Origin of the sequence: Massilibacteroides sp. (assembly GCF_028705895.1) — a bacterium.
GTDB lineage: Bacteria > Bacteroidota > Bacteroidia > Bacteroidales > Tannerellaceae > Massilibacteroides.
In genome coordinates, this window is the sequence record NZ_JAQWCQ010000016.1 from 26,849 (window position 1) to 41,514 (window position 14,666).

12 protein-coding genes are annotated in these 14,666 nt (G+C 37.1%); 6 read left to right on the forward strand and 6 right to left on the reverse strand.

Annotation, left to right across the window (positions count from 1 at the left end; all coding sequences use genetic code 11):
* The first annotated feature begins 19 nt into the window (after positions 1 to 19).
* The 3 genes from PHT93_RS05930 (at position 20) to PHT93_RS05940 (ending at position 3,720) form a co-directional block, all read left to right on the forward strand.
* Positions 20 to 967, forward strand: a complete 948-nt coding sequence (locus PHT93_RS05930) for a nitronate monooxygenase (RefSeq protein ID WP_300240661.1) — start codon at positions 20 to 22, stop codon at positions 965 to 967.
* A 27-nt stretch (positions 968 to 994) separates the two neighbouring features.
* On the forward strand, positions 995 to 2,653 hold the full coding sequence (locus PHT93_RS05935) for a DUF4153 domain-containing protein (protein WP_300240663.1): 1,659 nt from the start codon (positions 995 to 997) through the stop codon (positions 2,651 to 2,653).
* Positions 2,654 to 2,745: 92 nt separating this feature from the next.
* Positions 2,746 to 3,720, forward strand: a complete 975-nt coding sequence (locus tag PHT93_RS05940) for a hypothetical protein (protein WP_300240666.1) — start codon at positions 2,746 to 2,748, stop codon at positions 3,718 to 3,720.
* On the opposite strand, the gene PHT93_RS05945 is transcribed toward PHT93_RS05940, so the two are convergent.
* Positions 3,717 to 4,340 (reverse strand): cytidylate kinase-like family protein, encoded by a 624-nt coding sequence (locus PHT93_RS05945; RefSeq protein ID WP_300240722.1) that lies wholly within the window; start codon positions 4,338 to 4,340, stop codon positions 3,717 to 3,719. The two genes, PHT93_RS05940 and PHT93_RS05945, sit on opposite strands and share 4 nt — an antisense overlap.
* A 138-nt stretch (positions 4,341 to 4,478) precedes the next feature.
* Between PHT93_RS05945 and PHT93_RS05950 the strand changes: the two genes are divergently transcribed.
* The gene (locus PHT93_RS05950) at positions 4,479 to 4,949 is read left to right on the forward strand and encodes a GAF domain-containing protein (protein WP_300240668.1); all 471 of its coding nucleotides are present in this window, start codon (positions 4,479 to 4,481) and stop codon (positions 4,947 to 4,949) included.
* 3 nt (positions 4,950 to 4,952) lie between these two features.
* Here PHT93_RS05950 and PHT93_RS05955 read toward each other — a convergent pair whose 3' ends face one another.
* The 4 genes from PHT93_RS05955 to PHT93_RS05970 all read right to left on the reverse strand — a co-directional run bounded on the left by PHT93_RS05955 (position 4,953) and on the right by PHT93_RS05970 (position 11,000).
* A complete protein-coding gene (locus PHT93_RS05955; protein ID WP_300240670.1) occupies positions 4,953 to 5,555 on the reverse strand; it encodes a YigZ family protein in 603 nt (200 codons plus the stop codon).
* Between the two features lie 14 nt (positions 5,556 to 5,569).
* Positions 5,570 to 8,413, reverse strand: coding sequence for an excinuclease ABC subunit UvrA (gene uvrA, locus PHT93_RS05960; RefSeq protein WP_300240672.1), 2,844 nt, complete (start codon positions 8,411 to 8,413; stop codon positions 5,570 to 5,572).
* Positions 8,414 to 8,692: 279 nt separating this feature from the next.
* The gene (locus PHT93_RS05965; protein WP_300240674.1) at positions 8,693 to 9,685 is read right to left on the reverse strand and encodes a lytic transglycosylase domain-containing protein; all 993 of its coding nucleotides are present in this window, start codon (positions 9,683 to 9,685) and stop codon (positions 8,693 to 8,695) included.
* Positions 9,669 to 11,000 carry a gliding motility-associated C-terminal domain-containing protein gene (locus PHT93_RS05970; protein WP_300240676.1) on the reverse strand — a complete coding sequence of 444 codons (1,332 nt, stop codon included), beginning with the start codon at positions 10,998 to 11,000 and terminating at the stop codon, positions 9,669 to 9,671. Before PHT93_RS05970 ends, PHT93_RS05965 begins: the two co-directional genes overlap by 17 nt.
* 81 nt (positions 11,001 to 11,081) lie before the next feature.
* Here PHT93_RS05970 and PHT93_RS05975 point away from each other — a divergent pair, with 81 nt between their 5' ends.
* Both PHT93_RS05975 and PHT93_RS05980 read left to right on the forward strand, forming a co-directional pair.
* The gene (locus PHT93_RS05975) at positions 11,082 to 12,878 is read left to right on the forward strand and encodes a LysM peptidoglycan-binding domain-containing protein (protein ID WP_300240677.1); all 1,797 of its coding nucleotides are present in this window, start codon (positions 11,082 to 11,084) and stop codon (positions 12,876 to 12,878) included.
* Positions 12,875 to 13,540 carry a porin family protein gene (locus PHT93_RS05980; protein WP_300240679.1) on the forward strand — a complete coding sequence of 222 codons (666 nt, stop codon included), beginning with the start codon at positions 12,875 to 12,877 and terminating at the stop codon, positions 13,538 to 13,540. Before PHT93_RS05975 ends, PHT93_RS05980 begins: the two co-directional genes overlap by 4 nt.
* 73 nt (positions 13,541 to 13,613) lie before the next feature.
* On the opposite strand, the gene PHT93_RS05985 is transcribed toward PHT93_RS05980, so the two are convergent.
* Positions 13,614 to 14,633, reverse strand: a complete 1,020-nt coding sequence (locus tag PHT93_RS05985) for a branched-chain amino acid aminotransferase (RefSeq protein WP_300240681.1) — start codon at positions 14,631 to 14,633, stop codon at positions 13,614 to 13,616.
* Between the last annotated feature and the right edge of the window lie 33 nt (positions 14,634 to 14,666).

Genomic DNA, 14,666 nt, shown 5'->3' on the forward strand with positions numbered 1-14,666 from the left:
GCTAAATACATATAGAAATATGAATAGAATTTGTGAGTTGTTCAATATTGCCTACCCTATTATTCAAGGTGGTATGGTATGGTGCAGTGGATGGAGATTAGCATCAGCAGTGAGTAATGCCGGAGGATTAGGTCTGATTGGAGCCGGCTCGATGCATCCGGAGGTGTTAAGAGAACATATTCAAAAATGCAAGGAGGCAACAGATAAACCTTTTGGAGTTAATGTTCCCTTAATGTATCCTGAAATTGATTCTATAATGAAAATATTGGTTGAAGAGAAAGTCAAAGTTGTCTTTACTTCTGCCGGGAATCCGAAGATATGGACAAAACATCTGCAAGAAAACGGAATAACCGTAGCACACGTTGTAAGCAGTTCAAAATTCGCCGCGAAATGCGAAGAGGCAGGTGTTAATGCGATTGTTGCCGAAGGCTTTGAAGCAGGAGGACATAATGGTCGCGAAGAGACAACCACTCTTTGCCTTATTCCTGCCGTACGTAAAGCAACGTCTTTACCCTTAATAGCAGCCGGAGGTATAGGAACAGGCGAAGGAATGCTTGCAGCCTTTGCTTTAGGGGCAGAAGGCGTACAGATTGGTACTCGCTTTGCTTTAGCAAAAGAAAGTTCAGCGCACGATAACTTCAAAAACTTATGCCTGAACCTGAATGAAGGAGATACCAAATTATTATTAAAAAAGCTTTCCCCTACCCGTTTAGTTAAAGGAACCTTCGCTTCGGCAGTAGAAGAAGCAGAAGCAAAAGGAGCGTCGGTTGAAGAATTAAAAGAATTGTTGGGAAAAGGAAGAGCAAAAAAAGGAATTTTTGAAGGAAATTTAGACGAAGGAGAATTGGAAATCGGACAGGTTGCCAGTTTGCTTAAAGAAGAACTTTCCGTAAAAGAGATAATGACTGAAATTATAGAAAACTTTCATTCTGCAACAATAAAACTAACATCTACAAGTTTTACATAAAATATAAACAATCAAATGCTTAGTTTTATGAAAAAGATAAATTGGAGTAAATTAAAATCAAATACTCTATCAACAATAAAAGCTTATCCGATAGAGTTTCTACTAAGCATTTGTTTATTTATTACTATTGCTATCGATAAAGAAACAACAAATTGGCATACAGAGAATGTTTACAACGCATTGGCTCTGTTGCCTTTGTTCTGGATAGCCAGCTTTTCCTTAAATCATTTCTTTGCAGCTCCCCGTTTGAGATGGGTCTATTATTCCAGTATTCTTTTAGCATTTATAGCTCCTTTTATTCCAATAGAGAATCCGATTAACCTGCCTTATGGAATAACCTGGATTATTGCTTTTACTGTCTTGTTTGCATGTCGTTCTCAAAAGAACAATCTGCATTTTACGATGGATACATTACGCATCCCCTACCATGTTGCAATAAGCGGAATTCTAACGCTTGCACTATCGGGATTGCTCTTTGGCATTTATGCATCGTTAGTCTATATTTTCGAAATAGAGTTATTCAATCTGGACGATGTGCGTTTTTATCTGTTCCTATTTCCCTTATCAATTATAGCCCCATTTCTTTTTTGTCTGTTTCAAGAGAAAGAACAGGATAATTATCAATGGATACCCGGCCGTTTCTTTGAAATTCTGAATAATTGGATTGTTACCCCTGCCGTGTTGGCCTATACCACTCTCCTATATGTTTATGGATTAAAAATTTTGATTGCTTGGAATCTTCCCAAAGGAATGCTTTCCTACATGATCTCTATTTTTCTTTTTATAGCAGTCATAGCAAGAGCTTGTCAGAAATTACTAAAAAAGGAATATTACGGGTGGTATTACAACCGGTTTCATCTGTTAGTAATTCCGGTTTTGATTCTATTCTGGATTGGAATATTATATAGAATACAAGAGTATGGCTTTACAGAAGAGCGCGTATATCTTTTTATTCTGGCAATACTTATATCCGTTATAGCTCTTCTTTCTTTTAATTCTCCAAAAGTTAAATATCTGTACTTCCTTTACCTCGTTATACTTCTTTTAGCACCAATTACATTTATTCCTGCTTTAAGTGCAAAAAACATAGGTATATTATCTCAGGAAAGAAGACTTAACAGCGTAATAGAAGAACTTAATCTCAAAGATCCGGAGACAAAACGCATAAGAATGGACAATATCCCGGAAACATTAAGAGAGAAATCCGCCCAACAGGGTTACGAAAGATTAGTTGATATTTTTCAATACATAATGAAAAACACATCAGCAGACTATATGACAAAAAAATACGGATATTCTTCTATAGAAGCATTGAATAAAGGATTGTTTGCTGATCATGTACCGGACTATATTGTAGAGGAAACAAATAATATAAAAAGTTATTACAGGTCTGATTCTTATTCCTATGATATCAAAGGCTATAACCAATTAATGCATTTGGATTTTAGAACTGATCTCCAAAATGATTCTTTGTTTTTGAAAAAGGACTCTATTCTTATTACGGCATTTAGTATAAATGATTTCTTTTTAGAACGTCCGGCTTTACTACAGAAAGAAACGTCGCCTGCAGAAATGGATAGTTTACTCTATTTAAAAAATGATTCTTGCTTCGCCTTTGTTGACTTTCTTTATGTAAGGAATAAGAAAATCGAAACAATATCAATCAGAACGCTACTAAAAAAGTAAATTATCTAATAAAATGTATAGTTTTATATGAGCATTTGGCTTAATTATTTGTTTATTTATTAAGTATGTACAAGAAATAAATGAGATATGATATGGCAACTCAAACATTAAATGAAGCGCTTATTGCTGCAATGCAAAATAAGATATCAGATGGAACGCGATTGGCAAATGTACTTATTGATATACTTTTTATTGGAAAAGAAGCCGTTTATAGAAGGCTGCGTGGAGAAGTTCCCTTTACATTAAACGAGGCTGCAATTATAGCTCGTGAATTGGGGATTTCTTTAGATAATACGGTAGGAACAAAAACGACCGACAATGCTTTGTTTGACTTAAGTATGATTGACACGGCAGAACCGATTAAAGCGTACGAAAAAGTAATTAAGCAGTATTGTCAAATATACAGGTCTTTTAAAGATTTGGACAATACCGAATTAGGCTTAGCTGCAAATCTTATTCCCCAGGTATTCTATCTTAAATATGCGACTCTCTCAAAATTCAGATTATTCAAGTGGATTTATCAGAATGATAAAACGAATACATACAGTACCTTCTCTGATCTTATAATACCCGATCATATACGTGATTTGCAAAAAGAATACGTAAGAGAAACTCAGTTTATCAAAACAACGATCTATATTCTCGATAACCAGATATTTAACAGCTTTGTAAATGATGTCCGTTATTTTATAAATATACATCTAATAAAACAAGAAGAGGTTGAGCAGATTAAAGAAGATTTAATTCACCTTCTGGGTGATCTGGAAGAATATGCAACAAAAGGTAAATTCAAATCGGGAAACAACCTGCAGGTATATATTTCTAATGTCAATTTTGAAGCTACATATACTTATGTAAGTACTCCTATAGGCAATTGGGCTACATTCAGATTGTATTCAATTAATGCAATTTATTCCACAGATCCATTGGTTTATAATTATAACCGGGACTTTATCCTGTCATTAAAAAAATATTCAACCCTCATATCGGAAAGTGCAGAAATGCAACGTATCCAATATTTTAACAAACAGAGAGAGATTATTCAATCATTAACAGAAACCACTTAATCTATCTGTTTTTTCAAAATAAAATCTTTAATATACACAGCCGTTTCTTCTACGCCTAAAATAGAGGAATCAATAGTAAGGTGATAAGACATAGCACTACCCCATTTCTTGTTCGTGTAGTAATTATAGTATGCTGCTCTTTCTTTGTCTTTTTTTGTCATTAACTCAACTGCCTGATCTTCCTTTATTTTAAACTTATCCATAATACGCATCTTCCGAATTCCGGAAGGACAGTGAATAAAGACATTAAAACAGTTCGGATCATCTCTTAAAATGTAATCCGCACAACGTCCTACGATAACGCAAGATTGTTTCTTTGCTAAATTACGGATCGTATCACTTTGAAGTTTAAACAAACCATCGTTGCATAATATATCAGTGTATGGGGTAAACATCCCCATATAAGGTAAGCCAACCGAAAAGGCGTAGGATAAGCCTTGCGTAGAACGTTCATCAGCCTTTTCAAAAAAAGCTTTATTCAAACCACTCTCTTTTGCCGCAAGAACTAAGAGCTCTTTATCATAAAAAGAAATCCCCAATAATTCAGCAAGTTTTTGTCCGATATCGTAACCTCCGCTTCCGAATTGACGACCAATTGTGATTTTGATTTTATTCTTTATGTTCATAGCTTTTCAAGTTTAGTATTTGAAGGCTAAAATACGATTTTACTTATACATTATATATACAATACTTTACTTTATTTCATATATCCATGATATTCCATATCTTCACCTCATTATTTATGAATGAAGTTAGGTATGGCAGAAGATTTAATAATAAGCAAAGGCAGCAAATCCGAAAAGTATGAAGAATTGATTCCTCAAATCAGAGCTTTGATTCTGTATGAATCTGATTCTATTGCCAATATGGCAAATGTGGTGGCGGCATTAAAACAAACTTTTGATTTCTTTTGGGTTGGGTTTTATATTCTACGTGAAGACCAATTGGTACTTGGCCCTTTTCAAGGACCTATAGCATGTACCCGGATCAAAAAAGGCAGAGGGGTCTGTGGTACCGCTTGGGAAAAAGGGGAAACAATCGTTGTCCCCGACGTAGATCAGTTTCCTGGACATATAGCCTGTAGTTCGTTGTCAAAATCAGAAGTTGTAATTCCGTTGTTCGACGACGACGAATTCATTGGTGTCTTAGATATCGACAGCGATAAAGTAAATGATTTCACTCAGGAAGATGTGTTTTATTTAGAGCAGATAGTAGGACTTTTAGAATAAAACTTATTCTTCTTTCAGAAAAGCAGTTTCAACTTTTTCTAAACGGGCTTTTAATCTTTCTGCGCTTCCTTTTCGGATACGGAGCGTCATCTCACAATCCATCTGAAAATTTTGCGATATGATTTCTGGTCCGTCTTCTTTAACGATTCGCATAATACTATTAAGATATGGATATTCAAAGCATACAGTAATATCTTCATCGACTGTTCTTTCCTCTATTTCTGCTGCCGCAATAGCTTCTGCTGCCGCTGTACGATAAGCAACGATAAGACCTCCCGTGCCTAACTCGATACCTCCAAAGTAACGAATAACAACAATAAGAATATAGGTTAGTTGATTTGAATTAATTTGTCCGAGAATGGGTTTGCCGGCAGTTGATGAAGGTTCGCCGTCGTCATTGGCACGAAATTCTTCTCTTTCGGCTCCCAGCATATATGCCCAGCATACATGACGAGCATCATAATACTGTTTTTTATATTTATCCAATGCCTCTTTCACATCCTCTACCGTACGTACAGGTACAGCGTATGATATGAATTTACTTCTTTTTTCGCTATAATAGCCTTCTGATATTTCTTTGATGGTTCTGTAACTATCTTCTGCCATTACAAATTCGTTATCTATTTATTTTTTAATTCTTCTCGTAAAAAGGGAGCTGTGAAACTTTTCGTTTTTGAAGTAACCATTTCTTCCGGAGTTCCCTCAAAAAGTATCTCACCACCTTTTCGTCCGCCTTCAGGACCAATATCAATCAGGTAATCCGCACTCTTAATGACATCTAAGTTGTGTTCAATAACAATAATCGTATTCCCCTTATCAACTAATTTATTCAGAACACCCAATAGTACACGTATATCCTCAAAATGAAGTCCGGTAGTCGGTTCATCAAGGATATATAAGGTTTTCCCGGTATCTCGTTTTGCCAGTTCTGTAGCTAATTTTACCCGCTGACTTTCACCTCCCGAAAGCGTAGTAGAAGGTTGACCCAGTTTAATATATCCCAAGCCTACATCTTGTAAAACCTTGACTTTCGAGAGAATAGAAGGAATATTCTCAAAGAACTCTACCGCCATATTGATCGTCATGTTCAACACATCGGCAATAGATTTACCTCTGAAACGAACCTCCAGCGTCTCTCTGTTATATCTTTTCCCCTGACAATCTTCGCATGGAACAAGTACATCCGGAAGGAGATTCATTTCTATTGTTTTATATCCATTTCCTTTGCATGTTTCACAACGACCACCGGAAACGTTAAATGAAAAACGTCCGGGTTTATAACCCCGCATTTTGGACTCGGGAAGTTCCACAAACAGGTTGCGGATATCCGAAAACACACCGGTATAAGTTGCCGGATTGCTTCGCGGAGATCTTCCAATCGGAGATTGATCTACATTGACAATTTTATCGATATGTTCTACTCCTTCAATTGATTTATAAGGTAACGGCTCTGCCAATGAATTGTAGAACTGTTTGCTGATGATTGGCTGAAGCGTATGATTAATCAGTGTGGACTTGCCACTTCCGGAAACTCCTGTTACACAAATCAAGGTGCCAAGAGGGAATTTTGTCGTAACATTTTTAAGATTATTCCCCGTTGCTCCGATTATTTTAATGAAAGAGCCATTTCCTTTGCGACGTATCTTGGGGATTTCTATTTTCATTTTCCCATTCAGATAAGCAGAGGTCATCGTATCGGATTTAAGCATCTCTTCGGGCGTACCTTCAAAAACAACTTCTCCTCCCAGACGACCGGCTTTAGGTCCCATGTCAACAATATAATCCGCATTCAGCATCATATCCTTATCATGTTCGACAACCACAACCGAATTGCCCGTATCTCGAAGTTCTTTAAGTGAGTCAATCAATCGGACATTATCGCGCTGATGAAGACCGATACTTGGTTCATCAAGGATATATAATACATTCACTAACTGACTGCCAATCTGGGTTGCCAGACGGATACGCTGACTTTCTCCACCGGATAAAGAGGCTGACGCACGATTTAATGCTAAATAATCTAAACCTACATTCAGTAAAAATTTCAGTCTGGAACGTATTTCCTTTAATATTTCAATAGCAATCTGTCGCTGCTTATCATTAATACGTTCTTCAATTCCTTCTAACCATTCATAAAGTTCGGAAACATCTATTTTAGATAACTCCGCTATATTCTTCCCGTCAATCCGGTAATTCAGCGCCTCTTTGTTAAGTCTGTCGCCATTACATTCCGGACAAATCGTTTCTTTGATAAACTGACCAGCCCATTTTTGTGCAGAAGCAGAGGCTTCACTCTCCTGCTGCATCAAAATATACTTGGCAACGCCTTCATAGCTGATGAAATAATTCGAATTACCGAGCGATTCGTTTTTTATGTGCAACCGTTCATCCGTGCCATTCAGAATTTCATCAATAGCTTCTTCGGGAATGTCCTTAATAGGTGTTTTGACCGTTACGCCATGCTTTTCACATATGGCATCGATCTGCCAGAATATCAATGAATTCTTATATTTTCCAAGTGCCACGATACCACCATTATAAATACTCAATGATGAATCCGGTACAATCTTTTCCATATCTAAAAGATTCACAATACCCAGTCCTTTACATTTAGGACAAGCACCGTGTGGCGAATTGAAAGAAAAATTATGGGGTGCAGGCTCACTATAAGATAAGCCGGTCACAGGACACATCAAACGTTTACTATAATGCCTCACCTCGTTACTGTCGGCATCTAAGATAAGAATCAGTCCGTCACCCTGCTTCATCGCTACCCGTACACTTTCCTTCAAGCGTTTCTCGTCAGTAGCCGAAACCACCATCTTATCGATAACCACCTCAATGCTATGCATCTTGTAACGATCTAAGCGCATGCCATGTATGATTTCACGCAGTTCACCGTCCACACGCACATTCAGAAATCCTTTTTTTCGGGTTTGTTCAAACAATTCTTTATAATGTCCCTTACGATTCCTTACCAAGGGAGCCAATATATATGTTTTCTTTCCTTTGTAATGATCAAGAATTAAATCCAATATCTGCTCCTCAGTATATTTGACCATCTTCTCTCCACTCAAATAAGAGTATGCCTCCCCTGCCCTTGCATATAATAAACGCAGGAAATCATAAATTTCGGTAGTTGTCCCCACCGTTGAGCGCGGATTTCTGTTTGTCGTCTTTTGTTCAATAGAAATAACCGGACTTAACCCCGTTATTTTATCCACATCAGGCCGTTCGATATTACCTAAAAAATTACGTGCATAAGCAGAAAAAGTTTCAATATAACGACGTTGTCCCTCGGCAAAGATCGTATCAAATGCCAAAGAAGATTTGCCACTACCACTCATTCCCGTTATCACGGAAAGCTTATTGCGGGGAATCTCAACATCGATGTTTTTTAAATTATGAACACGAGCGCCCAAAACGGATATCAGGCCTTCTTCTAATACAGTACTATCATTCATCTTTTTATATGATTGATGCAAATATACACAATATTTCGGCTCGCTTTTTCAGAAAACAAACAAGATACACCCTCTTCTGTGGAAGGTGTTCTACTACAATGTCACATTGAAATATACGGGCAATTCGAGGCTTGATTTTCTATAAAAACAGCCCATTTTTTACATGTTGAAAATCAAGGAATAAAACCGCCTAAAAATATAAAGGTTATTTTTGGAAAAATAAAGGATATTTTTCCAATTATAAAGGTTATATTTTTTTTTCAAATACTATCAATATTTTTATTGCTCAAAAACCCAACGCGGATCGTGAACAACAGTATTCGGTGTATTATAAAATAAGTCCTTTAATTCGGGAATGTCTATATAATAAGTTCTTCCACCTGTTACTAATTTACGATCCCTTAACCAGGTGTTGAAACGTTTTAGATCGGCATAAGTTATTCCGTTTTCTTGTGCAAATGAAGCCAGATCCTGGATATCCGAAGAAACTTTTACCTGATTTACTCGGATAGGCTTATACAAATCCTTTGCTTTCAGTACAAAGCCATATTTTGAAGGGTTTTCAAAAATTTGTTTTATGGCAATCATCCGATATACATATCTGGAAGTTTCTTCTACTAACCAGAGGTCTAATGCATTATCTGCATTTTGCTTCTGGAGTTCACCGGAAATACGCCCCATTCCGGCATTATAAGATGCCGCAACATCTGCCCAACTGCCGTATTTTGCATATGCTTTCTTTAAATAACTACAGGCAGCCTCTGTTGATTTCTTTACATGTCTGCGTTCATCTACCGTACCCGCAACAACCAGCCCTCCATCCTTTGCCGTACCTTCCAATAATTGCCACATACCGACTGCACGCGCCGGCGAAGAAGCCTGAGGATCCAAATGACTTTCGATTACAGCTAAATATTTAAAATCATCGGGGATACCGTTAGCTTTCAATATTGGTTCGATAACAGGGAAATATCGATTAGCACGTTTGATCAGCAACATCGTAGTAGAATGAAAATACGTAAAACTCGAGAGTTCCCGGTCAAGTCCTTCATGCATATTGTAACGGGTAATATCTATATTTTCACCACAGAATAAAACGGAGGTCGGTATTTCAGGATTCAGTGTGACTGCCTGATGAATATCCTTTCCATCCGGACCTACGCTTTTACTGTTTATTTTACCTGAATCATCTGATCCCAAAGAAATACATGCCGAAAGACAAATAAAAGCTCCGGCTAAATAACTAATCTTTTGTTTACTCAATAATTTCATCTCTTTCTGTTTTAGATCGTAAAATACTGATACTTCCCGTCTTTTTATGGGTTTTACCATCCGATCCTTTGGCCTCTAATACATAGAAATACACTCCGGGAGCAACATACTTTCCTCCCTTTTTTCCATCCCAACCCAAATCCGGGTTTGTCCAATGGAATATTTCATTTCCCCAACGATTAAATATCCATCCTTTAAAAGAAACGATAGACTCGTAGGTAATTTTAAATTCATCGTTTATACCGGGAGAAGCTCCGGGAGAAAACACATTCGGGGCATCCCAGAAAAATTTACTTATTTCAAAGTCATAACTGTAATCCGTGTTTACACAGCTTCCGGTACGATCTAATACCGTTAATTCAGCTTTGTATTTTCCTTCCTTTTCAAAAGTATAGTCAAATTCACTTCCCCGAAAGTTTACAGTGAATTGAGCCGAATCTTCTACCAAGTATATTTTCCATGTAAAGTTGTTCGCTACGGGTTCATTGGCATAAGCCGTAAACCGTATATTTAGAGGGGCTGAGAAAACCCCATCATCAGAAGACTTAGCAACTCTGTCGTCTTCCATAATCAAAGTAGTATCTGCTTTTACTAACAGAGCTACTGCTGTATATAGGTCTGAAGAAACAGATTGTTCTACGCCAAAATGACGGGCAAATAAATCTCCGCTTAGTGTAAAATTGGTATCTGTGTAAGGTGTATTATTCAAAAATTTATCAAAGGGATTTCCCTGAATTGTATCTGTCTGGGGGATAGAATTGAGAAAATAAGAATCTTCCGCCCATTCTAAAGTAGTATATTTCAGTTCGAATTTACGGTCTAATACTGTTTGATTTCCCATCGGTGTAAAATAATGAAGCAAAGCGATATTGCCTTCTCCTTCTAATTTTACACCACTGCAACCGCTAAGTTTTTCGGAGACCTGGAAATTAGTCAATTCAACCTGATATTTGCTATAATCTATAATCCAGATGTATTTTGTAAAACCTGTCGATTCCTTAACAAAATACCCATATCCCTCTTCTACATTTCTCAAAACGGAAGTTGTTCCATTTTGTTCGGCTGTTATTGGCTCTGCATCCAGCGCTTTTGTTTTGTAGCGAAACCATTGGTGGGAAGTGGATGCGGAAGTATAACTAATCTCTACCCCCGACATGCCGTAAACTAAATAAACATCAATATCATTATTGGTGTTTTGTTCTGCTAATAACGGAATGCCAGTTCCTCCTGTTACCGTATATTGGGCACATACATTAAGCGAAACCAGTAATAAAATGATTAAAAAACCTATACTTATTAATCTTTTTTTAAACATATTCAAGCCCTGTAATTAGTTTCCAAAATTAGTATTTTATACGGACTTACACTATCTTTGCCCTAAATATCCTATCAGAACATGAACAAGACACGTATAATTATACTACTGTTTTTATTAAGTTTATCTTTACTTTCCGGCTATTCGCAGCAGAACAACACGGTCATTACTAATAACGTTGCGGGTAGTAATATATTTCATCATACAATCGAGCGAGGACAGACGGTTTATTCCATAGCAACGATGTATGGAGTAAGTGAAAAAGATATTTACAGACTTAACCCGGGCAGCGAAGAGTCTATCAAAGCCGGAGCGATCCTGATCATTCCGCAAAAAGGCACTTCTTCAGATACCGGAGAAGCAAGTGATGCATATACCTACCATACAATCCAACCTAAAGAAACATTATATTCTTTAACGTTGAAATATAATATACCGGCTACGCGAATAGTGGATGCTAATCCCGGATTGTCTGTTGAAACGTTTACAATAGGAAAAACAATCCGAATTCCGGCAACAAATATTGATGACCTGCCGACAACAGAAATAAAGACTGTTACGAAAGAAATTGAATATCGCGTGAAACGTCGTGAAACAATGTATAGTATTTGCAGACGTTTTAATGTTTCAAGTTCTGAATTGATTAAAAGAAATCCGGAACTTAAAAACGGGATGAAAACAGGTATGACAATTAAAATCCCTATTCAGGCTGAGGAAACAGTAACTACGACGGTAGAACAACTTCAGGAAAGAGATGTAAACGCATTGTTGAGTACACCTAAAGAGATAGATAAGGTAAACGTTTTGAAGGTAGCTGTTCTTCTGCCTTTTATGGCTGACGGGAATGCCGGATCTGATGCAGCTCTTCGTACGCTGGAGTACTATGAAGGTTTTCTGCTTGCAATCGACAGTCTTAAAAACCAGGGAATATCTGTTTCTCTTTCGGTCTATGATATCGGGGAAGGAACGAAGAAGACAAAAGATGTTCTTAAGAATAAAGAGCTCAAAGAGGCAAACCTGATTCTTGGAGGTGTCCAGAATGATCAGATAAAATTAATTGCAGATTTTGCAAAAAAACAGGAGATAAAATATGTCATACCTTTCACCTCACGCAATGATGATGTATTATCGAACAATTACGTTTTTCAGGTGAATACTCCTCATTCTTATTTATATGCAAAAGCTGCTCAGGCGGGTTGTCGTCTGTTTGGAGAGTATAATATTATTCTTATAAACACGAATGATTCAAAAAACAAGACTGATTATATCAAAGCGCTTAAAACAGAGATGGAATTACGGAATCTGACTTATACTGATTATAATTTAAAGTCGGAAACGTTTAGCGATGATCTTCTGACTTTATTAGACAGCACTAAACGTAATGTCGTAATTCCTTATTCGGGTACATTGGAGGCCTTGAATAAAATCCGAATACCACTAAAAAGTATATCTGAATCCAATCCCGAATACGGATTAACATTGTATGGTTATCCTGAATGGCAGACTTATATGCGTGAATGCTTAGATGATTTCTTTGCGCTGAACACTTATATTTATTCTAACTTTTACGTAGATAATATATCTAAGGAGGCACGCGATTTCCATTTAAAATACAGAACATGGTTCTCTAAATCTCTTTTTAATTCGTATCCTAAATATGGTATATTGGGATTTGATACGGCAATGTATTTCTTGACTTCATTATATAAGAACGGAACTAATTTTGAAGATAATCCTTCAAAAATCAATTATAATGGAATTCAGACAAGTTTTGACCTGCACCGTGTAAACAACTGGGGAGGTTTTGTTAATACACATTTGTTTTTAGTGCATTATCGAAGCGATTTCACTATAACCCGTGAAGATGTAAACTTATGAAGAAGATAATTATACTTACCCTATTGGGGTTCTTGAGTATTTCTATTGTCAAAGCTCAGAACACATTCAATCAGGAGTTTTTTGTTGGGGCATCTTTTGGAACTAATTTTTCGTCTGTTTCTTTTGCTCCGAAAGTGAAGACTAAACAACTAATGGGTTATATGGGCGGTGCTATCGTTCGTTGGAACACCGAGAATCACATCGGTTTACAGGCTGAACTTAATTATAGTCAAAATGGTTGGGATGAGGATTTTTCAGAGTCATCTAATCCAAACTATAAATATTCAAGAACAATTAATTATCTGGAACTTCCATTCCTCACGCACATCTTTTTTGGAGGCAAAAAAGCTCGTTTTTTTATTAATCTCGGACCAAAGATCGGCTATATGCTTAGCGAAAGTACTTCGCAAAACATAAATGGAGCAGAAATCAGCGATCGTGTGACAGAACAACACAATATGGCTGTTGAGAAAAAATTTGCATGGGGTTTATGCGGCGGTCCGGGTTTTGAACTTAGAACAGGAATAGGATTGTTTAGTCTTGAAGGACGTTATTCCTATGCACTTGGTGATATATATGGTAGCCGGAAAGAGGATTATTTTCCAAAATCTTCGAGTCAGGTTCTTAGCGTAAAGCTTTCTTATATGATTCCCCTTTTTTGAGAATTTAAAAATCACTGCGATATTTATAAAAGTATCGCAGTGATTTTTAAATTATATCAGATCATTAGTCTGATTATTCAATAATTGAAACCCAATTATGTACATCCGGTTCATCTCCGTATTGGATACCTCTGAGTTTGTTGTATAAACGTTCACAAACTTGTCCGGGCTTTCCATCTTTAGAGTAAACATAGGATTTGTTCTCATCCAAATCATCAATACGTGAAATTGGAGCAATAACAGCTGCAGTTCCACATTCAGCTGCTTCGTCGAAAGTTGCCAGTTCTTCAATAGGAACCGGACGGCGTTCTACCGTTAAGCCCATATCCTGAGCAAGTTGAATCAAGCTTTTATTCGTAATTGATGGTAATATGGAATGAGAAGCAGGAGTTATGTAATTGTTGCCACGAATACCGAAGAAGTTAGCCGGACCACATTCATCTATATATTTCTTTTCTCTTGGATCAAGATAGAGTACAGCAGCATAACCTCCTTTATGCGCTTTTTCGCCGGCTACCATACTTGCAGCATAATTACCGCCTACTTTTATAGTTCCGGTTCCATGCGGCGCAGCACGATCATAATCTCTCATGATACATACAGGTGCCGGTTTAAATCCTCCTTTAAAATATGGTCCTACAGGAGTTACAAAAACAAGAAACAGATATTCATCGGCCGGTTTTACTCCGACTTGCGCTCCGATTCCGATTAAAAGCGGACGAATATACAAGGAAGAACCACTCTCATAGGGAGGAATAAAACGTTCATTCAATTTTACAACCTTCCGTACTGCTTCTTCAAATTTCTCGACAGGAAATTCGGCCATCATAATTCCGCGACTGGAAGCCTGCATGCGTTTCGCATTTTCATCCATACGGAACACGCGGGTTTTTCCATCTTTTCCTCTGAAAGCCTTTAATCCCTCAAAAGCTTCCTGTCCGTAATGGAGGCATGTAGCTGCCATATGGATATTGATTATATCGGAAGATGAAACTTCCAATTCACCCCATTTACCATCACGAAAATAACACCGTACATTATAGTCAGTCTTCATATATCCGAATGACAGATCAGACCAGTTAACATTTTCCATATCTCATCGTTCTATGATTTAACAATTACAAAA